This window comes from Streptomyces xanthophaeus (genome assembly GCF_000725805.1).
Lineage (GTDB): Bacteria > Actinomycetota > Actinomycetes > Streptomycetales > Streptomycetaceae > Streptomyces > Streptomyces xanthophaeus.
This window is the reverse complement of sequence record NZ_JOFT01000010.1, coordinates 80,218-103,423: the sequence shown is the minus strand read 5'-3', so window position 1 is coordinate 103,423 and position 23,206 is coordinate 80,218. Positions and strand designations below refer to the sequence as shown.

Genomic DNA, 23,206 nt, shown 5'->3' with positions numbered 1-23,206 from the left:
AAGCGTCAAAGATTAGGTAAGGTAACGAAGTACTTGCCGAATGCGCAGGCCGGAGGACGATCCGCCCGTGCTTTGAGGAAAGGGCCGCCCGCTGACTGTCCACACGCTCAATGAGCTCCTGCTGGTCTGCTCGCTCGTGCTGCTCGTCGCGGTAGCGGCGGTACGCATCTCTTCACGCAGCGGCCTGCCCAGCCTGCTCATCTACCTCGGCATAGGCATCGCGATAGGCCAGGACGGCATAGGCAACGTCGTATTCGACAACGCCGAGCTGACTCAGGTCATCGGTTATGCCGCGCTCGTCGTGATCCTCGCCGAGGGTGGTCTGGGCACCAAGTGGAAAGAGATCAAACCGGCCCTGCCGGCCGCGGTCGTCCTGTCGCTGGTCGGCGTCGCCATCAGCGTGGGCGTGACGGCAGCGGGCGCGCACTATCTCGTCGGGCTGGAATGGCGTCAGGCCCTGCTGATCGGTGCGGTCGTCTCCTCGACCGACGCCGCGGCCGTCTTCTCGGTGCTGCGCAAGGTGCCGCTGCCGTCCCGGATCACGGGCGTGCTGGAGGCCGAGTCCGGATTCAACGACGCACCCGTCGTCATCCTCGTCGTCGCCTTCGCCGCCGTCGGCCCGGTGGACGAGTGGTACGTCCTGATCGGCAAGATCGCCCTTGAACTGGCCATCGGCGCAGCGATCGGCCTTGCCGTGGGCTTCCTGGGCGCGTACGGGCTGCGGCACGTGGCCCTGCCCGCCTCCGGCCTCTACCCCATCGCCGTCATGGCGATCGCCATCACGGCGTACGCGGCCGGCGCGATGGCGCACGGCTCCGGCTTCCTCGCCGTCTACCTGGCGGCGATGGTGCTCGGGAACGCGAAGCTCCCGCACTGGCCGGCCACCCGCGGTTTCGCCGACGGGCTTGGCTGGATCGCCCAGATCGGCATGTTCGTCCTGCTCGGCCTGCTGGTCACCCCGCACGAGCTGGTCCACGACTTCTGGCCCGCGGTGGTCATCGGCCTGGTGCTGACCATGGTGGCGCGGCCGCTGGAGGTCTTCGTCAGCCTCCTGCCCTTCCGGATCCCCTGGCAGGAGCAGGCCCTGATGTCGTGGGCCGGCCTGCGCGGCGCCGTGCCCATCATCCTGGCGACCATCCCGATGGTGTCCGGGATCGAGGGCAGCGACCGGGTCTTCAACATCGTCTTCGTGCTGGTCGTCGTCTACACGCTGGTGCAGGGGCCGACCCTGCCCTGGCTGGCGCGCAAGCTGAACCTCGGGGACTCCGACGAGAGCGCCTCCGACCTCGGCATCGAGTCGGCGCCGCTGGAGAAGCTGCGCGGGCACCTGCTGTCCTTCGCGATCCCGCCCGCCTCGCGGATGCACGGCGTCGAGGTGAGCGAGCTGCGGCTGCCGCCGGGGGCCTCGGTCACGCTGGTGGTCCGGGACGCGAAGAGCTTCGTACCGGCTCCCTCGACCGTGCTGCGGCGGGGGGACGAACTGCTGGTGGTGGCCACCGACCCGGTCCGGGACGCGGCCGAGGCGCGGCTGCGGGCCGTGGCCCGGGGCGGCAAGCTGGCGGGCTGGCTGGGGACGGGAAACGGTCCCGCGCGCTAGAGCGGCACTTTAGAGCGACGTTCTAATTCCACATTTTCGGGGGAGTCTGCCCGGATATGCCCGCAATTTAGGGGGCCTGGAATGCGAAGCTCCAGTTAATCGCAGGTGAAGACACGCGTTGTCGGCGTAATCACAGGGCGTGGTAGTGGGATCCCCTGTATGATTAAGGCACACCACATCGAACCAACTCTGCCTGACGCAGAGCTGGCGCGACCGCAAAGCGGCCGTGGCACCCTCCGCAGTGGGCGCCCAGGTATCACTCGGTTCTGCGCAAGAGGACAGCTCTCGGGGATCCCACATGTACGGGTGCGGCCGCTCACAAGGCGGCGCACCGTCCGCAGACGGGGACGCTCTACCAGGCAGCGGAAAGGCCAGGCCGTGACATCCGCGGTCACGACCGACACGTCCGCCCGCCCCGGCTACGGGCAGCTCCTGCGCACGCCCGGCGCCCTCAGCTTCCTGCTCCCCGGCTTCGCCGCCCGGCAGCCCTTCGCGATGCTGACGATCAGCATCGTCCTGCTGGTGCAGCACACCACCGGCTCCTTCGGCAGTGCGGGCATCATCGCCGCCGTCACCGGCGTCTCGATGGCCCTGTTCGCCCCCCAGATGGGCAAGCTGGCCGACCGGATCGGCCAGAGCCGCGTCCTGGTGCCGGTCGTCCTCGCGCACGCCGCCTCCGTCAGCGCCCTGACCGCGCTCGCCCTGCTCGGCGCCCCGCTGTGGGCCCTGGCGCTGGCCGCGGTCCCCGCGGGCGCCTCCGTCCCGCAGGTCGGGCCGATGGTGCGGTCCCGCTGGGCCGCCAAGCTGGAGGGCTCCCCGCTGCTGCCGACCGCGGCCGCGTTCGAGTCCGTCACCGACGAGTTCACCTTCGTGGTGGGCCCGGTGCTGGCCACCTTCCTGTGCACCGCGATCCACCCCTCCGCGGGCCTGATCACCGAGGCGACGCTGACGATCGTCGGCGGCCTGCTCTTCGCCGCCCAGCGCAGCACCCAGCCCAAGCCGGTGGCCCGCCGGGCCGACGGCGGCAAGCACGCCTCCGCGCTGTCCTTCCCGGGCCTGCGCGTCCTGATCGTCGCCTTCATGGGCATCGGCGCCGTCTTCGGCGGCATGCAGGTCTCCCTGGCCGCCTTCTCCGAGGAGATCGGCAACCCGGGGGCCAACGGCCTCCTCTACGGCGTCTTCGCCGCGGGCAACATGGTCGCGGGCATCGCCATGGGCGCCATCGCCTGGAAGATCGGCCCCCGCCGCCGCCTGATCCTCGGCTACATCGGCCTGACCGCCGCCGCCTCCGTCCTGTGGGCCGCGAACTCCGCGATCCTGCTGGGCGCGCTCGGCCTGGTCGTCGGTCTGTGCATCGCCCCGGCCCTGATCACCGGCTACACGATGATCGAGCAGCTGATCCCGGCCGCCTCCCGCACCGAGGCCTTCACCTGGCTCACCGGAGCGGTCGCCTTCGGGCAGGCCGGCGCCGTGACCGTGGCCGGCCGCCTGACCGACGCCCACGGGTCCTCGTACGGCTTCCTGGTGCCCCTGGTGGCCACCGCCGTCGCCCTCGTCACCCTGGTGGCGCTGCGCTCGAAGCTGACGCCGAACGCCCCGAGCCGGGTCGTCAACTCCTCCGCCACGGCCCCCGCGGCCGCCTCGGCGCCGTCCTCAGCGGCCGCCCGCGACCGGGTGAACGAGCGTGGTCTGGGTCACCGCGTGCCGGTGACGGTGGACTGATCGGCCGGAATACGTCACCATGGAACGTCGTTAGCACTCATTGAGTCAGAGTGCCAGGAGGAAATTCGTGCCGACCTACCAGTACCAGTGCACCGAGTGCGGTGAGGGCCTTGAGGCCGTGCAGAAGTTCACCGATGACGCACTGACCGTGTGCCCGAACTGCGAAGGACGCCTCAAGAAGGTGTTCTCCGCCGTGGGCATCGTCTTCAAGGGCTCCGGCTTCTACCGGAACGACAGCCGCGGTGCTTCGTCGAGCAGCACGCCTGCCTCGAAGCCGTCGTCCTCGACGACCTCGACCGCTGCCGCCGCTCCTGCCGCGTCGTCCTCGTCCTCCTCGACGCCGTCGAGCTCGGGCAGCAGCTCCACCTCGGCCGCCTGACCGCGTTCCCGCCCCACGTCTTTTCCGACAGGCCCCGCCCGCCCCTCCCGGGCAGCGGGGCCTTCGGCATGCCCGGTTAGGGTGACGCCATGGCGAACGCAGAGATCGGTGTCATCGGCGGCTCGGGCTTCTACTCCTTCCTGGAGGACGTCTCCGAGGTCCAGGTGGAGACCCCGTACGGACCCCCGAGCGACTCCCTCTACCTGGGCGAGCTCGCAGGCCGCCAGGTGGCCTTCCTCCCCCGGCACGGGCGCAGCCACACCGTCCCGCCGCACAAGATCAACTACCGGGCCAACCTGTGGGCGCTGCGCTCGGTCGGCGTCCGTCAGGTGCTCGGCCCCTGCGCCGTGGGCGGGCTGCGCGCCGAGTACGGTCCGGGCACGCTGCTGGTCCCCGACCAGCTGGTCGACCGTACGAAGTCCCGCGCGCAGACGTACTTCGACGGGGAGCCGCTGCCCGACGGGAGCGTCCCGAACGTCGTCCACACCACCTTCGCCGACCCGTACTGCCCCGTGGGGCGGTCGGTGGCGCTGGCGGCGGCCCGCGGGCGGGAGTGGGAGCCGGTCGACGGCGGCACCATGGTCGTCATCGAGGGGCCGCGCTTCTCCACGCGCGCCGAGTCGCAGTGGCACGCCGCGGCGGGCTGGTCGGTGGTGGGCATGACGGGTCACCCGGAAGCGGTCCTCGCCCGTGAGCTGGGGCTCTGCTACACCTCGATGGCGCTGGTGACGGACCTGGACGCGGGCGCCGAGACCGGTGAGGGCGTGTCCCACACGGAGGTCCTGAAGGTGTTCGGCGAGAACGTCGGCCGCCTGCGCGAGGTGCTCTTCGACGCGGTGGCGGCGCTGCCGCCGACCGAGTCCCGCTCCTGCCTGTGCACGCACGCGCACGACGGCTGGGACCTGGGCATCGAGCTGCCGTAGCCCTGGCCCTCGCCTTGGCCTTGGCCTGGCCTTGGCCTCGGTGCCTGCCCCGCCACTCTTACGGGTGGCGGGGTTTTCCACATCCTGGGGACCGTCCACAGGGCGGGGCGGGGGCGGGCGGGGGACGGGATCGTGGGGGGTGTCCGGGCGCTGGGTCCGGGCCCCGGTCCCGTTTGGTGGTGTTCCCCATGTCCCGTACTCCCGCGATCCGTTCGACCTCGGCGTCTCCCTCCGCAGCTCCCTCCGCAGCTCCCGCTGCGGCGGTCTGCTCCCCGTGCACCCCTGCCCGGCCCGTTCCGCCGTTCCCCCCGCTGCGCGTGGGGCGGGGCGCGGGGCGGCTGCGCCGGGCGGTGCGCCGTCGGCGGCGGGCGGCCGCTGCCGGGCTGGCCGTCGTGGCGGCGGCCCTCGCCGTGGGCGGTACGGAGGCACAGGCCTCGCGGGGCGCCCCGCCGCCCGCGGCGGCCGAGCGCCCGCCGGCCGCGGTCCGGACCGTGTCCGCGCCGGTGCGCATCGCGGACGCGGGGACGGTGCGCCTGCTGCGGCCCGGTGACCGGGTGGACGTGGTGGCGGCGGAGCGCGCAGGGCCGCCCCGGGTGGTGGCCGCGGGGGCCCGGGTCGCCGAAGTGCCCGCCCCGGAGCAGGAGCCGGGGGACGGCGGTGCGCTGGTGGTGCTGTCCGTGGACCGGGACACCGCGCGGGCCCTGGTGGGGGCCGGCGCCGTGACACGGCTGGCGGTGACCCTGTGCTGAATCGCACGCGCGGCCGGTCAAGTCGCCTTGAGGTGGCTCCCGATTGGACATACCGCGCCCGGACTGCCGTAGTTTTCGGAACCGTTGGCTCCGTGTTCGGCACATACGAAGAAAGGCTCAGTGGTGAGCGAGAAGAAGAAGGAGAGCGTCCTGGCGGGCTTCAAGGCCTTCCTGATGCGCGGCAACGTGGTCGACCTGGCGGTCGCCGTTGTCATCGGCGCGGCGTTCACGAACATCGTGAACTCCATCGTCAAGGGAATCATCGGACCGCTGGTCGGCGCCATCGGGACGAAGAACCTGGACGTCTACAAGTCGTGCATCAAGGACCCCTGCGGGCTCGACGCCCAGGGGCAGCCCACGGGTGTCGAGATCCTCTGGGGCTCGGTGCTCAACGCGACCCTCACCTTCGTGATCACCGCGGCGGTCGTCTACTTCCTGATGGTGCTGCCGATGGCGAAGTACCTCGCGAAGACGGAGGCCAGGCGCAAGGCGAAGGAAGGCGTCCAGGAGACCATCGAGATCACCGAGCTGGAGGTCCTCAAGGAGATCCGGGACACCCTGGTCGCCCAGCGCAACGCCCAGGGCGGCGGCGCCGGTCCGACGGGGCCGCGCGAGGGGTTCTAGACCGCGGCCGGGCGGCGCGGGGCGCCGCTGCGGCAGCTCAGATGTGGTGCGGGGGCTTCTCGTCGAGGAAGCGGGCCAGGTCGGCCGCGCTTCCGCCGGCGGGCGGCCGCTCGCCCCAGCCCCGGTCGGTGTCGTCCGAGGACTGCTGGTCCAGCGGGTCGTCGAAGACCAGCTTGGGCCTGGGGCGCGGCGCGGCGGTCCCCTGCTCGGGGCGGTCGCCGCTCTGCGCGGGCTGCGGGTCGGAGGCGGGGGCGGTGCTCATGCCTCCAGGGTACGGCGGCCCCCGCCGGAGCCCGGGCTCAGCTGGGGGCTTCGGCGCCCTTGCGGGCGTAGAACCACCAGCACACCGCCAGGCAGGTGGCGTAGAAGCCGATGAAGATCCACAGTGCGGCGGTGACCGCGATCGCGGCGAACATCGCGGGGATGAAGAAGAAGCCGTAGGCGGCGATGGCCGAGGAGAAGCCGGTGACGGCGCCCGCCTCCATCTCGGACTGCTTCAGGGCCGCGGCCTGCGCCTCGGGGCCCTTGCCCTCGGCCTGGCGCATGTGCTGGTCCCGGAAGATGACCGGGATCTGCCGGAAGGTCGAACCGTTGCCGAGGCCGGAGAAGGCGAAGGCCGCCAGGAAGCCGATGAAGAAGGCCCAGAAGTTGCCCTGGTCGCCCTCGTGCGGCAGGGCGTAGATCACCACCACCAGGGAGGCCGCCATGCCCACGAAGGACAGCATGGTGACCCTGGCGCCGCCCATCTTGTCCGAGAGCCAGCCGCCGGCCCAGCGCATGAGCGCGCCGACGAACGGCCCGAGCCAGGCATAGGTGGTGGCCTGGTAGCCCTGCGCCTCGAAGTTGTTCTTGATCAGCAGGGGCAGGCCCGCGGCGAAGCCGATGAAGGAGCCGAAGGTGCCGACGTAGAGCCAGGTCATCAGCCAGTTGTGCTTGCGCTTGAAGATGATCTTCTGCTGGCTGAAGGGGGCCGCGGCCACCTTCAGGTCGTTCATCAGGAACCAGGCCAGCAGCGCCACGACGACCAGCAGCGGCACCCACAGGAAGGCGCCGTTCTGCAGCCAGATGTCGGTGCCGTTGTTCACGTCGCGCTGCGGGCCGCCCGCCGGGGCGCCGAGGACGGCCGCGGTGACCACCAGCGGGGCGACCAGCTGGACCACGCTCACGCCGAGGTTGCCGAGGCCGCCGTTGAGCCCGTTGGCGTTGCCCTTCTCCCGCTTGGGGAAGAAGAAGCCGATGTTGGCCATCGAGGAGGCGAAGTTGGCGCCGCCGATGCCGCAGACGGCCGCGATCAGAGCCAGCTCCCAGTAGGGGGTTCCGGTGTCCTGGAGGGCGAAGCCGAGCCACAGCATGGGCACGACCAGGATGAGCGTGCTGAAGGCGGTGAACTTCCGCTCGCCGAAGATGGGTCCGATGAAGGTGTAGAGGATCCGGAAGGTGCCGCCGGTGATGCCGGGGATCGCCGTCAGCCAGAACAGCTGCGACTTGGAGAAGCCGAAGCCGACGTTGTTCAGGTTGACCACCGTGACCGACCAGACCTGCCAGACCACGAAGCCCAGCATCAGGGCGGGGATCGAGATCCAGAGGTTGCGCTGGGCGACCTTGCGGCCGGTGGACTGCCAGAAGCCTTCGTCCTCGGGCCGCCAGTCGCCGATGGTGGCGCCCGGCTTGTAGGTCTCCGCACGGTGGGAGGCGACCGTGCGCGAAGTGGGCGTGGGTATCGACATGGTCACCGGTCCTTGGGGTCGAGGAGCCATAGCGCGATCACGACGAGGAAGGACAGGATCAGGAATCCCGCCCCCCACCAGGCCGTGCCGGTGTTGCCCTTCATCCACTCGTTGACGGTCACGGTCAGCGCCCAGAGCTGCCCGATGACGACGGTGAGGGCCAGGGCCAGACGGGCGTTGAGCTTCGATGCCCGCTCGGGTTCCTGCTCGGTCCCGGCGCCCGGGCCGGGACCCGTGTGCCGGACCCGCGGATCTCCGTAACCGCTGGTGGAGCGGATCTGCGGATAGCGCTCCCGCACCGGCCTGTTCAGCCGGGGGTCGGCGCTGCCGGGGCGGTACTCGGGGCGGGGAGGCAGCTGCGCGTCGCTCATGTCCGCCTGCTCTCGGTGGCGCGGCCCGCTCCGGGGCAGCCCAGCTGCTGGGCCATCTCGGGGCGGGAGTCGAGGAACTGCCGGCACAGGGCTTCCCTGGCCGGTTCTCCCGACCGGGAGGTGGCGACGGCCCAGACACTGCCGTCGGGCTGTTCGGTCAGGAAGATCCTGGGGAGCGGCCGGGGCGGCGGGCCCGCGGTCACCTCGCCGGTGCGGGCGTCGAAGACGCCCTCGTGGCAGGGGCAGTAGAGCTCCCCGTCGTTGCCGCGGTCCTCGCGCCACAGCACGGCGCAGGCCAGATGGGTGCAGACGGCGGAGTAGCCGACGAGGGATCCGTCCGGCAGCCGCACCGCGAGGGCACGGTCCTCCTCGCCGGGGAAGCGGAAGGCGACGGATTGGCCCGGCGCCAGTGCGTCGGTCACCTTCTTGCTCTCGGGGAGCTTCTCGCTGTCGCCGTGCCGGTGGAGGATGCCGGCGGCCACGCCGACGCCGCCGATGGCCAGGCCGCCGGAGACGGTGGCGACGATCCGCAGGTAGTCGCGGCGGGTGGTCAGGGAGTCGGCGCTGATCCGGTCGCGGAGCGCCTGGGCGGCTCCGTCGCCGTCACCCGGGTCCGGACCCGGTGCGGGGGCGGGCTGTTCGGTGAGGCTCATCGCACATCCACTCCGTTGATCTCGACGACCGGGAGGCCGCCGGGGACGGGCCACTGGACCTTGTCGGCGGGGACGACCATCGCGACGCCGGTGGCGACCACCACGTCGCCGAAGACGAAGGAGTCGGCGACCTGGACGCCCGGCCGCTCGGCCTGGAGCTCTTCGAGGGTTCCGTAGAAGAGGGCACCGGTGGGGCAGACGGTGGCGCACATCGGGGCCAGCCCGTAGGCAGTGCGGTCGTAGCAGAGGTTGCACTTCATCTGCAGCTTCGCCTGGAGGTCGATCTTCGGGACCCCGAAGGGGCAGGCGTTGACGCAGTTGGCGCATCCGATGCAGCGGGTGGTGTCGGCCTGCTGCACCACCCCGTCGGCGGTCACCAGGATCGCGTCGGCGGGGCAGACCTCGGCGCAGGGCGCGACCGGGTCCTCGCAGTGCATGCACACGGTCGGGAGGGAGGCCACCGACATGCCGGGGTCGGTGTAGTCCAGGTGGATCATCGACTTGCCGCGGTGCGAATCGCATTCGCGGCAGGCGGAGACACACGCCTGGCAGCCGATGCACCGGCCCGGGTCGATGAAGATCGTGCGGCCCATCATCGCGGATCAGTTCCTCTCCGACGTGCCACGGCCCTGCGGGGACGTGGGGGGCAGGGGGTCCGTGCGGGACACCTGGGCCTCCGGGTAGGCCTCGCGGCCCGGGGGCGTGGGCGGCGCCGGCACCTCGTCGATCCGGGCGGCGGCCTCGATCCGGGCGGCGCAGACCTTGTACTCGGGGATCTTCGAGCGGGGGTCGAGGGCGTCGATGGTCAGGGCGTTCGCGGCCGTCGGAACGGGCCAGTGGTACGGGATGAAGACGGTGTCGGGGCGGATGGCCTCGGTGACCAGCGCCGGGAAGACCTCGCTGCCGCGGCGGGTGACCACCCGGACCGGGTCGCCGTTGCGGAAGCCGTGCGAGGGGTGCACCTCCACCCAGGGGCGCGGGGTCTGTTCGACGAGGGCGCCCAGGCGGCGGGTCTGGTTGCCGGAGAGGAAGTGCGCGACGGTGCGGCCGGTGGTGAGGGAGAGGGGGTACTCCTCGGTGTAGGGGTCCATCGGCGCGTGCCACTCGACGACCTGGAGGTGGACCTTCCCGTCGGGGTGGTAGGTCCTGCCTCCCTCGAACAGCCGGGGCGTGCCCGGGTGGTCGGTGGAGGGGCAGGGCCACATGATGCCGCCCGTCTCCTCCAGACGCTCGTAGGTGATGCCGTAGTAGTCGTTGACGGTTCCGGCGGAGGCGACGCGCAGTTCCTCGAACACCTCGCGGGAGCCGGGGAAGTCGAACTTGTCCCCGACGCCGAGGCGGCGGGCGAGTTCGCACATCACCCAGGTGTCGGTGCGGACCCCTGGGGGCGGCTCCTGCGCCTTGTTGTGCTTGACGACGCGGGCCTCGGTATTGGCCATGACGCCCTCGTCCTCGGCCCAGACGGTGACCGGGAAGACCACGTGCCCGTTGGCGGCGGTCTCGGAGAGGAAGAAGTCGAACTGGGCGTGGAACTCCAGGGCGTCGTAGCCCTCCTTGACCGTGGCGTAGTTGGGCAGGGAGACGAAGGGGTTGTTGCAGATGCCGATCAGCCCGCGGATCTCCTGGCGCTGCATCTGCCAGACCATCTCCATCATGGAGGTTCCGGCGGGCGGGAGTTCGGACTCCTCGATGCCCCAGATCGCGCAGATCTGGCGGCGGTGCTCCTCGTTCATGATGGAGCGGCCGCCGGGCAGCAGGTCGGACTTCTGGCCGTGCTCGCGGCCGCCCTGGCCGTTGCCCTGGCCGGTGATGGTGCCGTAGCCCGCTCCGGGCTTGCCGAGGTTCCCGGTGGCCACGCACAGGTTGATGATCGAGAGGCAGTTCTCGACGCCCTGCGAGTGGTGTTCCACCCCGCGGGCGTGGAAGGCCATGGCCTTGCCCGCGCGGCCGAACGTACGGGCCACCTGGACGATCTGCTCCTCGGGGACACCGCAGATCCCGGCCGCCCGGGAGGGCGGGTAGGCCTGGACGGTCTCCCTGACCTCCTCCCAGCCGGTGGTGTGCGCGGCGAGGTAGGACTCGTCGGTCAGGCCCTCGGCGACGATCACGTGGAGGACGGCGTTGAAGAAGGCGGAGTCGGTGCCGGGCTTGATCGCGACGTGGATGTCGGCGGTACGGGCGATGGCGGTCTCGCGCGGGTCGACCACGATCAGCGAGGCGCCCCGGTCGCGGGCGCCCCACACGTACTGGGTCATGACCGGGAAGCACTCCCCCACGTTCGAGCCGGCGATGAGCAGGCAGTCGGTGAGGAGGATGTCGGAGAAGGGGTTGGCGGCGCGGTCGATGCCGAAGGACAGTTTGTTCGCGCCTGCGGCGCTGACCATGCAGAGCCGGCCGTTGTAGTCCACGTGCCGGGTCTTCAGCGCGACCCTGCCGAACTTGCCGACCAGGTAGGTCTTCTCGGAGTACAGGCTGGCGCCGCCGAGCAGCCCGAAGGCGTCGTTGCCGTGGGCAGCCTGGATGCGGCGGATCTCGGAGACGGTGAAGTCGAGGGCCTCGTCCCAGGAGGCCTCGCGGAACTCCTCGTCGCGGGAGCGGCGCATGAGCGGGGCGGTGAGCCGGTCGGGGTGGTTGACCTGCTGGTAGGCGTTGATGCCCTTGGGGCACAGCCGCATCCGGTTGATGTCGTGGTTGCGGGGCTCCACGCCGAAGACCTTGCCGCCCTTGTCCACGCGCAGGTACATCCCGCACTGGACCCCGCAGAAGCAGCAGTGGGTGGGGACGAGGGTCTCGCCGTTCTGGTCGGCGTGCCACTGGTCGGCCGGGATGCCGCCCGCGTCGCGGAAGTTGCGCGTGCCGGGCGGGGCGATCGAGGGGTCGAGGGGCAGCGGTGCCGTCTTGGCGGGGTCCGTCGCGGTCACTTGAAGCCCTTCTTGACGTGGGTCAGGTAGGCGCTGCCGCGCAGCACCCGCTTGCAGCGGGGGCAGTACTCGGCCCAGGCGTCGAAGTCGAGCTTCAGGTCCTTCATCGTGCCGCGCAGGTTCTCCACGTACGGGGCGGTGTCGACGGGTTCGCCGCAGCGCTTGCAGGCGAAGACCTGCTCGTCCTGGCGGGCGGTGTACTTGAACAGCTGCATGCCGACGGCGGCCGGGCGCTGGACGATGTGGAAGAACTTCCCGAAGGGGATGTAGATGAGCGTGAACACCACCGACACCATGTGCAGGATGGCGAGGAACTCGTAGCCCCCGCCGTGCAGGAAGATCGACGAGAAGGTCAGCAGCAGCCCGGTCACCGAGATCACGATCAAGCAGATCAGCGGCAGCAGGTCGTAGGCGAACCGCTGGCCGGTGATGGCTCCGCGGTCCTTCATCCGGCGCCACAGGAAGTACGAGGCCCCGGGGATGACCAGGACGGCGGCGACGTCGAGGCCGTGGAACATCAGCCAGCCCAGGATGTTCAGCGAGTCGAAGCCGAGGACCTTGAAGCCCCAGATCCGCATCTCGTAGCCGGGGCCCGAGCCGCTGTCGGAGGTGAAGGTGAACCAGCCCCAGGTCAGCGGGAAGGTGATGAGCGCGGCCAGGATGCAGCCCCAGAAGATGAGCTGGTGGGCGGCCCAGCGGGCGCGGGAGCGGGCCCCGAGGAACTTCTGGAAGCCGAGGTAGGTGGCGATCATCTTCGGCAGGGCGGTGGGCGCCTTGCGGAAGTTGTCGGCGGAGAAGAAGCTGCCGAAGCCCTTCCGGAAGAGACGGCGGGCACCGGGGGCGGAGACCCAGACCGTGTACCGGTAGGCCACGCCGAAGGCCAGGAAGACCGTGGCGACGGCGTACGGCAGCAGTGCCGAGTCGAAGTCGCGCAGCAGCCGGCTGCCGAGCACGATCGCGACGACGAGCAGGAGCGAGACGACGGCGCCGGCCAGGGTGGCCCGTGCGGTGACGGATCTCCCGGCCGGCGGCGGAGTCCCGGGCGTCCCGGGTGGCGGCGGGGCTTCGGCGAGGACTTCTGTGGGCTCGGACACAGCACCACGCTAGGTGTTCCGTACCGATTCAGCCCGTTATGCCGCATTCATGGCTAGGCCGAACGGGGTCAGACCGCCGTCAGCCCCTGCGCCTCGAAGACCGCCTTCGCCCCGGCCACCTGACCGGCGGTGGGCGAGGGCGTGTCGTGCAGGGTGAAGGGCATGTCCAGGGCCTGCCACTTGGCCTCGCCCAGCTTGTGGAAGGGCAGGACGTCCACCCGCGAGACGTTGCCGAGGCCCGCGGCGAATGCGGCCACGCCCTCGACGTTCTCCCGGGCGTCGGTCAGCCCGGGCACCAGCACGAAGCGCAGGTGCACCTCCTTGCCGAGGTCCGCGAGGCGCCGGGCGAAGGCGAGGGTGGGGTCGAGCGGGCGGCCGGTGACCTTCCGGTAGGTCTCGCGGTCCCAGGACTTCACGTCGAGCAGGACCAGGTCCACGTCCCGCAGCAGAGCGTCGGTGGCCCGTGCGCCGAGGAAGCCGGAGGTGTCGAGGGCGGTGTGCAGGCCGAGGTCGTTCTTCATCCGGTGCAGCAGTTCGCCCGCGAACACGGGCTGGAGCAGGGGTTCCCCGCCGGAGACGGTGGCTCCGCCGCCGGACGCGGCGATGAACTTCCGGTACTTGGCGGCTTCGGCGATCACGTCGTCGGCCGAGGTGCGCTTGCCGGACCGCATCTTCCAGGTGTCGGGGTTGTGGCAGTACAGGCAGGTCAGCGGGCAGCCGGCCAGGAAGGTCACGAAGCGGGTGCCCGGGCCGTCCACCCCGGTGGAGAGGTCCCAGGAGTGCACCGAACCCTCGCTCGGCCGCTGGGTGGCGGCCGCGGCGGGAGTCTGGCCCGCGCTGGCGACGACCGCGTTCGCCTGGCCGACGGGGATGCTCGTACCGAAGAGGACGGTCATGGCAGGTGCTCCAGACTGATCCGGTGTCCGTGGGGGCGTGTCCGTGGGGGCGCGCGGCCCCGGGGCCGGGGTGAGGGACCGGCCCCGGGCCGCGCGGTCAGGGGCGGCTCCGCGACTAGAGGGAGCCGTGGAAGGTGCGGTTCAGCACGTCGAGCTGCTGGTCCCGCGTGAGGCGGACGAAGTTCACCGCGTAGCCGCTGACCCGGATGGTCAGCTGCGGGTAGTTCTCCGGGTGCTCCATGGCGTCCATGAGCGTGTCGCGGTTGAGCACGTTCACGTTCATGTGGAAGCCGTCGCTGGCCATGTAGCCGTCGAGCACGCCCGCCAGGTTCCTGATCCGCTCCTCGGGGGTGCGGCCCAGCCCGTCGGGGGTGACGGTGTTGGTCAGCGAGATGCCGTCCTCGGCGTCCTCGTAGGGCAGCTTGGCGACCGACAGCGCCGAGGTGACGTAGCCGTGGGTGTCGCGGCCGTTCATCGGGTTGGCGCCCGGGGAGAACGGCTCGCCGGCGCGGCGCCCGTCCGGGGTGTTGCCGGTCTTCTTGCCGTAGACGACGTTCGAGGTGATCGTCAGCACGGACTGGGTGTGCTCGGCGCCCCGGTACGTCTCGTGCTTGCGGACCTTGCGCATGAACTCCTCGACGAGCCAGACGGCGATGTCGTCCACGCGGTCGTCGTTGTTGCCGTAGGCCGGGTAGTCGCCCTCGACGGTGTAGTCGGTGGCGAGGCCCGTCCCGTCGCGCAGGGCGCTGACCTTGGCGTGCTTGATGGCGGACAGCGAGTCGGCCGCGACCGACAGGCCCGCGATGCCGCAGGCCATGGTGCGGCGCACGTCGCGGTCGTGCAGGGCCATCTCGATGCGCTCGTAGGCGTACCGGTCGTGCATGTAGTGGATGACGTTCAGCGCGTGGACGTAGGTCTGGGCGAGCCACTCCATCTGCCGGTCGAACTTGGCCATGACCTCGTCGTAGTCCAGCACCTCGGAGGTGAGGGCTCCGGTGTCGGGGCCTACCTGGGCGCCGGACTTCTCGTCCCGGCCGCCGTTGATCGCGTAGAGCAGGGTCTTGGCGAGGTTCACGCGGGCGCCGAAGAACTGCATCTGCTTGCCGACGGGCATCGCCGACACGCAGCACGCGATGGCGGTGTCGTCGCCGAAGCGCGGACGCATCAGCTCGTCGGACTCGTACTGCACCGAGGAGGTGTCGATCGAGACGCGGGCGCAGAACTCCTTGAAGCCCTGGGGGAGCTGCGGCGACCAGAAGACGGTCATGTTCGGCTCGGGGGCCGGACCGAGGTTGTAGAGGGTCTGGAGGTAGCGGAAGGAGGTCTTGGTGACCAGCGGGCGGCCGTCCTCGCCCATGCCGGCGATGGACTCGGTGACCCAGGTGGGGTCGCCGGAGAACAGCTCGTCGTAGTCGGGGGTGCGCAGGAAACGGACGATGCGGAGCTTGATGATGAAGTCGTCGACCAGCTCCTGGGCCTGCTCCTCGGTGAGCCGGCCCGCCTCGATGTCGCGCTGGAGGTAGACGTCGACGAAGGTGGAGGTGCGGCCCAGCGACATGGCCGCGCCGTTCTGCTCCTTCACGGCCGCCAGGTAGGCGAAGTACAGCCACTGGACGGCCTCGCGGCCGGTGGCGGCCGGGGCGGAGATGTCGTGGCCGTAGGAGGCGGCCATCGCCTTGAGTTCGGCCAGGGCGCGGATCTGCTCGGCGAGCTCCTCGCGCAGGCGGATCGTCTCCTCCAGCGAACGGTGGCCCGCGGGGAGCGAGTGCAGCTCCTCCTTCTCCTCCTTCTTGAAGGCGATGAGGCGGTCGACGCCGTAGAGGGCCACCCGGCGGTAGTCGCCGATGATGCGGCCGCGGCCGTAGGCGTCCGGCAGGCCGGTCACGATGCCGGCCTTGCGGGCGGCGCGGATCTCGGGGGTGTAGGCGTCGAAGACACCGGCGTTGTGCGTCTTGCGGTACTCCGTGAAGACCTTCTCCAGTTCCTCGGAGACCGGGTAGCCGTAGGTCTCCAGGGCGCCGGCGACCATCCGCCAGCCGCCGTACGGCATGATCGCGCGCTTGAGCGGGGCGTCCGTCTGGAGGCCGACGATGAGGTCCTTGTCGCGGTCGATCCAGCCGGGGGCGTGCGCGGTGATGGACGACGGAATGTCGTACGCGACGTCGTAGACGCCCTTCTCGCGCTCCTCGGGGAACTTGTCGGTGATGGCCTTCCACACGGCGGTGGTGCGCTCGGTCGGGCCGGCGAGGAAGGAGTCGTCACCCTCGTACGGGGTGTAGTTCTGCTGGATGAAGTCGCGGACGTCGACGGCGTCGCGCCACAGGCCGCCCTTGAAGCCCTCCCAGGCCGCGCCGTTCTTCGTGGTTTCCGCAGGGGTGGCAGTCATCGCCCGCACCTTCTTCGAGTCGCCTCATTGCTTGTATCCATTGCACGCCTTTTGATCGATCATTTGCCGCCGCGTTGGTCCTGAGATGGGGCCCGAAGGTCCTGCGATGTTCCGGGGCACCTTCCATGCAGGGCGTCTGACCTGGCATTTCAGGGAGGCCGAAGGTCCCTCGTGCGCTTGTGAATGGATTCACAAGAATCTTCAGCCGGTCAGACAATACGAACCAGAGCGAAGCCTGTGGACACCGCGACGCAGGTCGTGACGAGCCCCGGCAGCATGAAGGAGTGGTTGACGGCGAAGCGGCCGACGCGGGTGGTGCCGGTCCGGTCGAAGTTGATCGCCGCGATGAAGGTGCCGTAGGCGGGGAGCAGGAAGTAGCCGTTCACGGCGGGCCACATCGCGATGAGGAGCGGCGCCGGGATGCCGAGCGCCAGGCCCAGCGGCGGGTCTGGCCTTCCGTTCGTGACGGGCTGCGGGGAGGGGGTGCGCGTACGGAGCTAGGCCCCGGGCGGGGCGCCGCACACGACGGCGGGGCCGGCGCCGCGCCGCGCGCAGTCCGGCCCCGGGGGGAGGGAGGTTCTAGCTGGGCGCCTCGGCGTTCTTGCGGGCGTAGAACCACCAGGCCACCACCACGCACGAGGCGTAGAAGGCCACGAAGCCCCACATCGCGCTGGTCACCGCGAAGTTGGCGAACATCGCCGGGATGAAGAAGAAGCCGTAGGCGGCGATGGCCGCGGTGAATCCGGTCACCGCGCCCGACTCGATCTCCGCCTGCTTCAGGGCGGCCGCGTACTGCGGCGTGCCCTCGGTCAGGCCCCCCAGGTGCTGGCCGCGGAAGATGACGGGGATCTGGCGGAAGGTCGAGCCGTTGCCGATGCCCGAGAAGAAGAAGGCCGACAGGAAGCAGAAGAAGAAGCCCCAGAAGGAGCCCTGGTCGGAGCCGGCCGGGAGGAAGGTGATCACGCCGATGATCGAGGCCGCCATGCCCACGAAGGACAGGATCGTCACCCGCGCGCCGCCCAGCTTGTCGGCGATCCAGCCGCCGGCCCAGCGGGCCAGCGCGCCCAGCGCCGGGCCGATCCAGGCGTAGGTGGCCACGGAGTACTCCGGGAAGGTGGTCTTGATGAGCAGCGGCAGCGCCGCGGCGAAGCCGATGAAGGAGCCGAAGGTACCGACGTAGAGCCAGGTCATCAGCCAGTTGTGCTTGCGCTTGAAGATGATCTTCTGCTGGCTGAAGGGGGTGGAGGCCACCTTCAGGTCGTTCTGCCCGAACCAGGCGACGGCCGCCAGCACGATCAGGACCGGCACCCACACGAAGGCCGCGTTCTGGAGGTATATCTCTGAGCCGTTCGCCTTCTTCTGGCCCGCGCCGATCGCCAGGACCGAGGAGGTGATCAGGATCGGCGTCAGCAGCTGCACCACCGAGACGCCCAGGTTGCCCAGGCCGCCGTTGATACCGGTCGCGTTGCCCTTCTCCTGCTTCGGGTAGAAGAAGCCGATGTTGGCCAGCGAGGAGGAGAAGTTCGCGCCGCCGATGCCGCACAGTGCGGCGATCGCGATCATCGTGCCGTAGGGGGTGTCCGGGTTCTGCACCGCGAAGCCCAGCCACAGCAGCGGCACGATCAGCACGACGGTGGAGATCGCCGTGAAGCGGCGCTGGCCGATCATCGGGCCGACGAAGGTGTAGACGATGCGGGCGGTGCCGCCGGTGATGCCGGGGACCGCCGTCAGCCAGAACAGCTGGGACTGCGAGAAGCCGAAGCCGACGTCCTTGAGGTTGGTGGCGGTGATGCTCCACACCTGCCAGACCACGAAGGCCACGAGCAGGGCCGGGACGGCGATCCACAGGTTGCGGGTGGCGACCTTCTTGCCCGTGGACTGCCAGAAGGACGGATCCTCCGGCGTCCAGTCGGTGATGGTGCGGCCCGGCCTGTACTGCGCGGGATCGGTGGTCAGCGGCCGTACCGCTTCCTGCGTTGCGGAACTCATGGCTTGTCCTGGAACGTCGAGGGGTGTCCTTGCCTATCCAGGTTCCGCCCCGGCACCGGGCCCGCGGCAGAGGAGAACGCACTGTGGGAGGCAGGACAAGGTCCCGTCTCCCACAGTGCATTGGCCCCTCCCGGCACGGCCCGGTCGGCCCGTCCGCCGAGGCCCGGCCGGTCGGCCCGGCCCGGCCCGCCCGGCCCGCGCGGTCAGCTCAGCGGCAGCACCGGCAGTGCGACGTCCGGGTCGTCCAGGCAGATGCCGGTCCGCAGGTCGAAGAGCTGCTTGTGCATCGGCGAGGCCACCACCGGGACCCCGTCCTTCGAGCCCATGATCCCGCCCGCGATGACGTCCGCGCCCGAGAAGGGGTCCCGGTCTCCCACCGCGTACACCCGGCCCGCGCGGTCCTTGAAGACCGCCGCCCGCGTCCCGTCCGCCAGCACGGCGGTGCGCCCGCGCCCCGGTTCCAGGGCGGCTTCGCCCGCGGCCCCGAAATCGACCGTGCCGAAGCGTTCCAGCGCCGCCGGGTCCTCCAGGACCGCCTGCCACTCGTCCCCGTACGCCGCCACGTGCCGCTCCATCTGCGCCTCCAGCTCCGCGCAGATCCCGAGCGAGTCCTCGATCAGCACCTCCTTCAGGTGCTCCAGCCCCGCCGCACTGCCGCCGAGCCGCTCGATCCAGGCCGCCGTGCGCTCCAGGCGCTCGCCCGTGCGCACGTAGTACATGAGGAACCGGTCGACGAGGACGAAGAGTTCGGCCGTGGTCAGGTCCGGGGCCAGCAGGTCCGCGTGGCGCGGGGTGGCGCCGCCGTTGCCGCCGACGTACAGGTTCCAGCCGTTGGCGGTGGCGATGACACCGACGTCCTTGCCCCGTGCCTCCGCGCACTCGCGCAGGCAGCCGGAGACCCCGCCCTTGAACTTGTGCGGGGTGCGCAGGCCCCGGTAGCGCAGCTCCAGGTCGATCGCCAGCTGGATCGAGTCCCCCTGCCCGAAGCGGCAGAAGCGCGCCCCGACGCAGGACTTCACCGCGCGCAGGGACTTCCCGTAGGCCTGCCCGGACTCGAAGCCCGCACCGCCCAGGCGCCGCCAGATGTCCGGCAGCTGTTCCCTGCGGACCCCGAAGAGACCGATCCGCTGGGCGCCGGTGATCTTCGTGTAGAGGCCGTGGTCGCGGGCCACCTCGCCCAGGGCGATGACCTGATCGGCCGTGATCTCGCCGCCCGCGACCCGCGGGACGACCGAATAGGTGCCGTCCTTCTGGAGGTTGGCGAGGAACAGGTCGTTGGAGTCCTGCAGCGATGCCTGCTCGCCCTCCAGGACGTGCCCGAGACCCAGCTCCGGGGCGAGCGTGCCCAGGACGTTGGCCACCACCGGCTTGCACACGGCGCAGCCCTCGCCGCCCGTCCCGTACGTCTCCAGCAGCTCGCTGAAGCTGCGGATGCGTTCGGTGCGCACCTTCTCGTACATCTCGGCGCGGGTCAGGGGGAAGTGCTCGCACAGCCCGCGCGGCTTCTCGATGCCCTGCGCGGCGAGTTCGGCGTCCAGTACGGCCTGGAGGGTGCCGAGGCAGCCGCCGCAGCCCGTGCCCGCCTTGGTGCACTTCTTGATGCCGCCGACGTCGGTGAGCGCCTCGGCGGCCACGGCGTCCGTGACCTGCGCCTTGGTGACGTTGTGGCAGGAGCACACCACCGCGTCCCCGGGCAGTGCGTCCGCTCCGGGCAGCGCCGCCCCGTCCGCGGCGGGCAGGATGAACGCCTCCGGCGGGGCGGGCAGTACGCGGCCCGCGTGCGGCTTCAGCGAGCCGTACGCCTGCGCGTCGCCGACCAGGATGCCGCCGAGCAGGGCGCCGTCCGGGCCGAGCAGCAGCTTCTTGTACACGCCCTCGCGCGCGTCGGAGAAGACCACCGAGACGGCCCCGCCCCGGCCCTCGGGCGCGAAGGGGTCGCCGAAGGAGGCGACGTCGGCGCCCATCAGCTTGAGCTTGGTGGAGGTGTCGGCCCCGGTGAAGGTCAGCGCACCGGCGCCCGCGAGGGCCTCGGCGACCGCCTCGGCCATCTGGTAGCCCGGCGCGACCAGCCCGTACACCGTGCCGTCCACGGCCTGGGCGCACTCCCCGACCGCGTACACGTACGGGTCGCTCGTACGGCAGTGGGCGTCCACGGCCACGCCGCCGCGGTCGCCGACCGCGAGCCCGCACTCGCGCGCGAGCCGGTCGCGCGGGCGCACGCCCGCCGAGAAGACCACGGCGTCCGCGCTGAGGCTGCGGCCGTCGGTCAGCCGCAGGCTGACGGCCCGGCCGTCGGCGTCCGTCCCGACCCCGGCCGCGCCGACGCCCGTGTGCACGGCGACCCCCATCGACTCGATGGTGGCGCGCAGCGCCGCCGCCCCGCCGTCGTCCACCTGGAGCGGCATCAGCCGGGGGGCGAACTCCACGACGTGCGTGGTCAGTCCGAGGGTGCGCAGCGCGCCCGCGGCCTCCAGGCCGAGGAGCCCGCCGCCGATGACGACACCGCTGCGGACCCGGCCGCGGCCCGCGTGGGCGGTGAGCGCCGTCACGTCGTCGAGGGTCCGGTAGGTGAAGCAGCCTTCGGCGTCGGCGCCCTCGATCGGTGGCACGAAGGGGTAGGAGCCGGTCGCCAGCACCAGGGCGTCGTAGCCGAGGACGACCCCGGAGCGGCTGGTGACCGTACGGGCGACGGTGTCGATCCGCTCGGCCGGGTCGCCGAGGCGCAGGTCGACGCCGTGCCGCTCCAGGAAGCCGGGGGCGACGAGCGAGAGGTCCTCGCCGGTCGAGCCGGTGAAGGCAGCGGACAGGTGGACCCGGTCGTAGGCGGGGCGTTCCTCCTCGGCGAGGACGCTCACCTGCCAGCCGGAGGCACCGGGCCGGGCCGGGTCCGCGAGCGCGTCCCGCTCGGCGAGCGCCTCCAGCAGGCGGTGCCCCACCATGCCGTGGCCGATGACAACCAGCGTCTGCGCCATGGGTCTCACTCCGTGTGTCCCGGGTCCGCACACGCGGGTCCGCGCATGCCTCCGCTCTCGACGGTAGGTCCGCTCCCCGCCCCTGAACTGCGGAAAAGGGCCCCGGGGCGGGGGCCCGGAGCCCTCTTGCGCCCGGGACGTGTGGCCCCCGGCCCAGGGCCCTTGGGGGCCCTGACCGCACGCGCGCGGCGGCCTAGCGTGGAGGGGGGCCGGCCACCGGGAGCGCCCGGGATCGCCGGAGCCGCGCCCCGCCCGACCCCGCCACCCGAAACGAAGGGGCAGCCATGCTCGTCGTCGCCGTGCACGGCAGTGCGGTGCCCGCCGCCGCCGCGACCCTTCGCCGTCTCACCACCGCCGTCGAGGCCCTCAGCGGGGTCCGCGCCACCGTGGGCCACCTGGAGGCGCAGTCCCCGTCCCTCGCCGAGGCCGTACGGGAGCACCCGGGCGCGGTGGTCGTCCCGCTGCTGCTCGGCGACGGGTACCACCGCCGCATCGACGTCCCCGCCGTCCTCGCCGGCAGCGGCTGCACCCTGACCGAGGGACTCGGCGGCGACCCGTCAGTCGCCCTCGCCCTGCACAGCCGCCTGTGCGACGCCGAGCGCCGCCGCGGCCCGTACCGCAGGGCCGACGCCGTGGTCGTGGCCGGTGCGGGCTCCTCCCGTCCCGGCGGCAACACGGGTACGGCCGCCTGCGCGGCCCGGCTCGCCGCCCTGCTGGAGTGCGAGCGCGGCCCCGGCCGGGTCCCGGTGCTCCCCGCGTACCTGACCTCGGCCGGGCCGGGCGTCCCCGAGACCCTTGCCGCCCTGCGGGCCGCCGGCTACCGCCGGATCGCCGTGGCCGCGCACCTGCTGGCGCCGGGCCGCTTCACCCGTGCCCTGGCGGGCTCCGGCGCCTGGACGGTGTCGCAGCCGCTCGCCGACCACCCGCTGCTGGCCCGGCTCGTCCTGGACCGCTACGAGTCCGCCCGGGGCACGCGCGCCCCGCGGGCCGCGCGCCTGGCCTGCTGAAGGGCGCGGCCTCTGGTCTGCTGGCCGGTATGGCCTACGCACCGATGACCGCACGCAGCCGCGAGGAGCACCACCGCGCGGCGACCCCGCTGGAGCTGTTCTTCGACCTCTGCTTCGTCGTCGCGATCGCCCAGTGCGGCGCGAGCCTGGTGCACGCGCTGGCCGAGGGGCATCCCGGCACCGGGGTGATCGGCTACTTCTTCGTCTTCTTCGGCGTGTGGTGGGCGTGGATGAACTTCACGTGGTTCGCCTCCGCCTACGACTGCGACGACGTGCCGTACCGGATCGCGACCCTCGTGCAGATCGCCGGCGTCCTCGTCTACGCGGCCGGGGTCAGCCTGGCCTTCGACGAGAACGACTGGACGGTGGCCGTCGTCGGCTACCTGATCATGCGCGTGGCGCTGACGGCCCAGTGGCTGCGGGCCGCGTCCGGGGAGAGCGGCCCGGCACGCACCTCGGCCCTGACGTACGCGGCCGGCCTGGTGATCTGCCAGGCGGGCTGGGTGGGGCTGCTGTTCGCCCCGGAGGGCGCGAAGCGCTGGCTGTTCCTGGTGATGGTGGCGGCCGAGCTGTCGGTCCCGCTCGTGGCCGAACGCGGGCACCAGACGCCCTGGCACGCCCACCACATCGTGGAGAGGTACGGCCTGTTCACCATCATCGTGCTGGGCGAGACGATCGCCGCGAGCACGGTGGCCGTGAAGTCGGCGCTCGACGAGCACGAGGCCCTGGGCGAGCTGCTGCCCATCGCCGCGGGCGGGCTGCTGATCGTCTTCGCCGCGTGGTGGATCTACTTCGCCGTGCCGATGCACGAGAAGCTCAACACCAACCGCGAAGCGATCCCGTGGGGCTACGGGCACCTGCTGATCTTCGCCTCGGGCGCGGCGATCGGGGCGGGCATCGAGGTCGCGGTCGAGCACGCGGTGGGCAAGGCGCACATCTCGCAGACCGCCGCGAACGCCGCCGTCACCGTGCCGTCCGCCCTGTTCCTGCTGATGGTGTGGCTGCTGCACTCCCGGCACTTCAAGCGCGGTGCGGCCCAGCAGCTGACCCTGCCGCTCTGCGCCCTCGCGATCCTCGCCTGCACCTGGACGGGTACGTACGCGGTGCTCTGGGCGGCCTGGTCGCGTCGGCCACGGTGGCGGTCGGCGTGACCCTGTCCACCCGGTCCGCCCGCGTCGGCGTCTGAGGCCCGCCGG

The 23,206-nt window shown here is 71.3% G+C and carries 19 protein-coding genes and 1 pseudogene; 8 read left to right on the top strand and 12 right to left on the bottom strand.

Annotated elements, in window-relative coordinates; genetic code table 11:
* Nucleotides 1-91: 91 nt before the first annotated feature.
* The 6 genes from IO30_RS0102820 to mscL all read left to right on the top strand — a co-directional run bounded on the left by IO30_RS0102820 (nucleotide 92) and on the right by mscL (nucleotide 5,994).
* On the top strand, nucleotides 92-1,597 hold the full coding sequence (locus IO30_RS0102820; RefSeq protein ID WP_078904135.1) for a potassium/proton antiporter: 1,506 nt from the start codon (nucleotides 92-94) through the stop codon (nucleotides 1,595-1,597).
* A 378-nt stretch (nucleotides 1,598-1,975) separates the two neighbouring features.
* Nucleotides 1,976-3,319: an MFS transporter gene (locus IO30_RS0102815; RefSeq protein WP_031138883.1), complete on the top strand. Its 1,344-nt coding sequence runs from the start codon at nucleotides 1,976-1,978 to the stop codon at nucleotides 3,317-3,319.
* 67 nt (nucleotides 3,320-3,386) lie between these two features.
* Nucleotides 3,387-3,698, top strand: a complete 312-nt coding sequence (locus IO30_RS42810) for an FmdB family zinc ribbon protein (RefSeq protein WP_031138881.1) — start codon at nucleotides 3,387-3,389, stop codon at nucleotides 3,696-3,698.
* An 89-nt stretch (nucleotides 3,699-3,787) separates the two neighbouring features.
* Nucleotides 3,788-4,621 (top strand): S-methyl-5'-thioadenosine phosphorylase, encoded by an 834-nt coding sequence (locus IO30_RS0102805; RefSeq protein ID WP_031138879.1) that lies wholly within the window; start codon nucleotides 3,788-3,790, stop codon nucleotides 4,619-4,621.
* A 188-nt stretch (nucleotides 4,622-4,809) separates the two neighbouring features.
* Entirely contained in the window at nucleotides 4,810-5,370 is a 561-nt protein-coding gene (locus tag IO30_RS0102800) for a hypothetical protein (RefSeq protein WP_078904136.1), read from the top strand.
* Nucleotides 5,371-5,493: 123 nt separating this feature from the next.
* Complete coding sequence (gene mscL, locus IO30_RS0102795; protein WP_031138875.1) at nucleotides 5,494-5,994, top strand: large conductance mechanosensitive channel protein MscL; 501 nt, start codon at nucleotides 5,494-5,496, stop codon at nucleotides 5,992-5,994.
* A 37-nt stretch (nucleotides 5,995-6,031) separates the two neighbouring features.
* Here the strand turns inward: mscL and IO30_RS0102790 are convergent, their stop codons facing one another.
* The 12 genes from IO30_RS0102790 to nirB form a co-directional block, all read right to left on the bottom strand.
* A complete protein-coding gene (locus IO30_RS0102790) occupies nucleotides 6,032-6,256 on the bottom strand; it encodes a hypothetical protein (protein WP_031138873.1) in 225 nt (74 codons plus the stop codon).
* 37 nt (nucleotides 6,257-6,293) lie between these two features.
* Nucleotides 6,294-7,721 (bottom strand): NarK family nitrate/nitrite MFS transporter, encoded by a 1,428-nt coding sequence (locus IO30_RS0102785; RefSeq protein WP_051859477.1) that lies wholly within the window; start codon nucleotides 7,719-7,721, stop codon nucleotides 6,294-6,296.
* A gap of 2 nt (nucleotides 7,722-7,723) precedes the next feature.
* The gene (locus tag IO30_RS0102780) at nucleotides 7,724-8,092 is read right to left on the bottom strand and encodes a hypothetical protein (protein ID WP_031138868.1); all 369 of its coding nucleotides are present in this window, start codon (nucleotides 8,090-8,092) and stop codon (nucleotides 7,724-7,726) included.
* The gene (locus tag IO30_RS0102775; RefSeq protein WP_031138866.1) at nucleotides 8,089-8,745 is read right to left on the bottom strand and encodes a QcrA and Rieske domain-containing protein; all 657 of its coding nucleotides are present in this window, start codon (nucleotides 8,743-8,745) and stop codon (nucleotides 8,089-8,091) included. The genes IO30_RS0102780 and IO30_RS0102775 overlap by 4 nt, the downstream gene beginning before the upstream one ends.
* Nucleotides 8,742-9,341, bottom strand: coding sequence for a 4Fe-4S dicluster domain-containing protein (locus IO30_RS0102770; protein WP_031138864.1), 600 nt, complete (start codon nucleotides 9,339-9,341; stop codon nucleotides 8,742-8,744). The genes IO30_RS0102775 and IO30_RS0102770 overlap by 4 nt, the downstream gene beginning before the upstream one ends.
* Before the next feature lie 6 nt (nucleotides 9,342-9,347).
* Nucleotides 9,348-11,666: a molybdopterin oxidoreductase family protein gene (locus tag IO30_RS0102765; protein ID WP_031138862.1), complete on the bottom strand. Its 2,319-nt coding sequence runs from the start codon at nucleotides 11,664-11,666 to the stop codon at nucleotides 9,348-9,350.
* On the bottom strand, nucleotides 11,663-12,760 hold the full coding sequence (locus tag IO30_RS0102760) for a hypothetical protein (protein ID WP_031138861.1): 1,098 nt from the start codon (nucleotides 12,758-12,760) through the stop codon (nucleotides 11,663-11,665). The genes IO30_RS0102765 and IO30_RS0102760 overlap by 4 nt, the downstream gene beginning before the upstream one ends.
* Before the next feature lie 68 nt (nucleotides 12,761-12,828).
* Nucleotides 12,829-13,656 carry a pyruvate formate-lyase-activating protein gene (gene pflA, locus IO30_RS0102755; RefSeq protein ID WP_031138860.1) on the bottom strand — a complete coding sequence of 276 codons (828 nt, stop codon included), beginning with the start codon at nucleotides 13,654-13,656 and terminating at the stop codon, nucleotides 12,829-12,831.
* Between the two features lie 115 nt (nucleotides 13,657-13,771).
* Nucleotides 13,772-16,042: a formate C-acetyltransferase gene (pflB, locus tag IO30_RS0102750; protein ID WP_031138858.1), complete on the bottom strand. Its 2,271-nt coding sequence runs from the start codon at nucleotides 16,040-16,042 to the stop codon at nucleotides 13,772-13,774.
* A 209-nt stretch (nucleotides 16,043-16,251) separates the two neighbouring features.
* Nucleotides 16,252-16,440, bottom strand: coding sequence for a hypothetical protein (locus IO30_RS42805; protein WP_078904137.1), 189 nt, complete (start codon nucleotides 16,438-16,440; stop codon nucleotides 16,252-16,254).
* Nucleotides 16,441-16,621: 181 nt separating this feature from the next.
* A complete protein-coding gene (locus IO30_RS0102740; RefSeq protein WP_051901812.1) occupies nucleotides 16,622-18,031 on the bottom strand; it encodes an MFS transporter in 1,410 nt (469 codons plus the stop codon).
* 203 nt (nucleotides 18,032-18,234) lie between these two features.
* A complete protein-coding gene (nirB, locus tag IO30_RS0102735; RefSeq protein ID WP_037892884.1) occupies nucleotides 18,235-21,003 on the bottom strand; it encodes a nitrite reductase large subunit NirB in 2,769 nt (922 codons plus the stop codon).
* A gap of 284 nt (nucleotides 21,004-21,287) precedes the next feature.
* Between nirB and IO30_RS0102730 the strand changes: the two genes are divergently transcribed.
* Nucleotides 21,288-22,010 carry a sirohydrochlorin chelatase gene (locus IO30_RS0102730; RefSeq protein ID WP_051901810.1) on the top strand — a complete coding sequence of 241 codons (723 nt, stop codon included), beginning with the start codon at nucleotides 21,288-21,290 and terminating at the stop codon, nucleotides 22,008-22,010.
* A gap of 29 nt (nucleotides 22,011-22,039) precedes the next feature.
* A pseudogene (locus tag IO30_RS39995) lies at nucleotides 22,040-23,196 on the top strand (low temperature requirement protein A).
* Nucleotides 23,197-23,206: the final 10 nt, after the last annotated feature.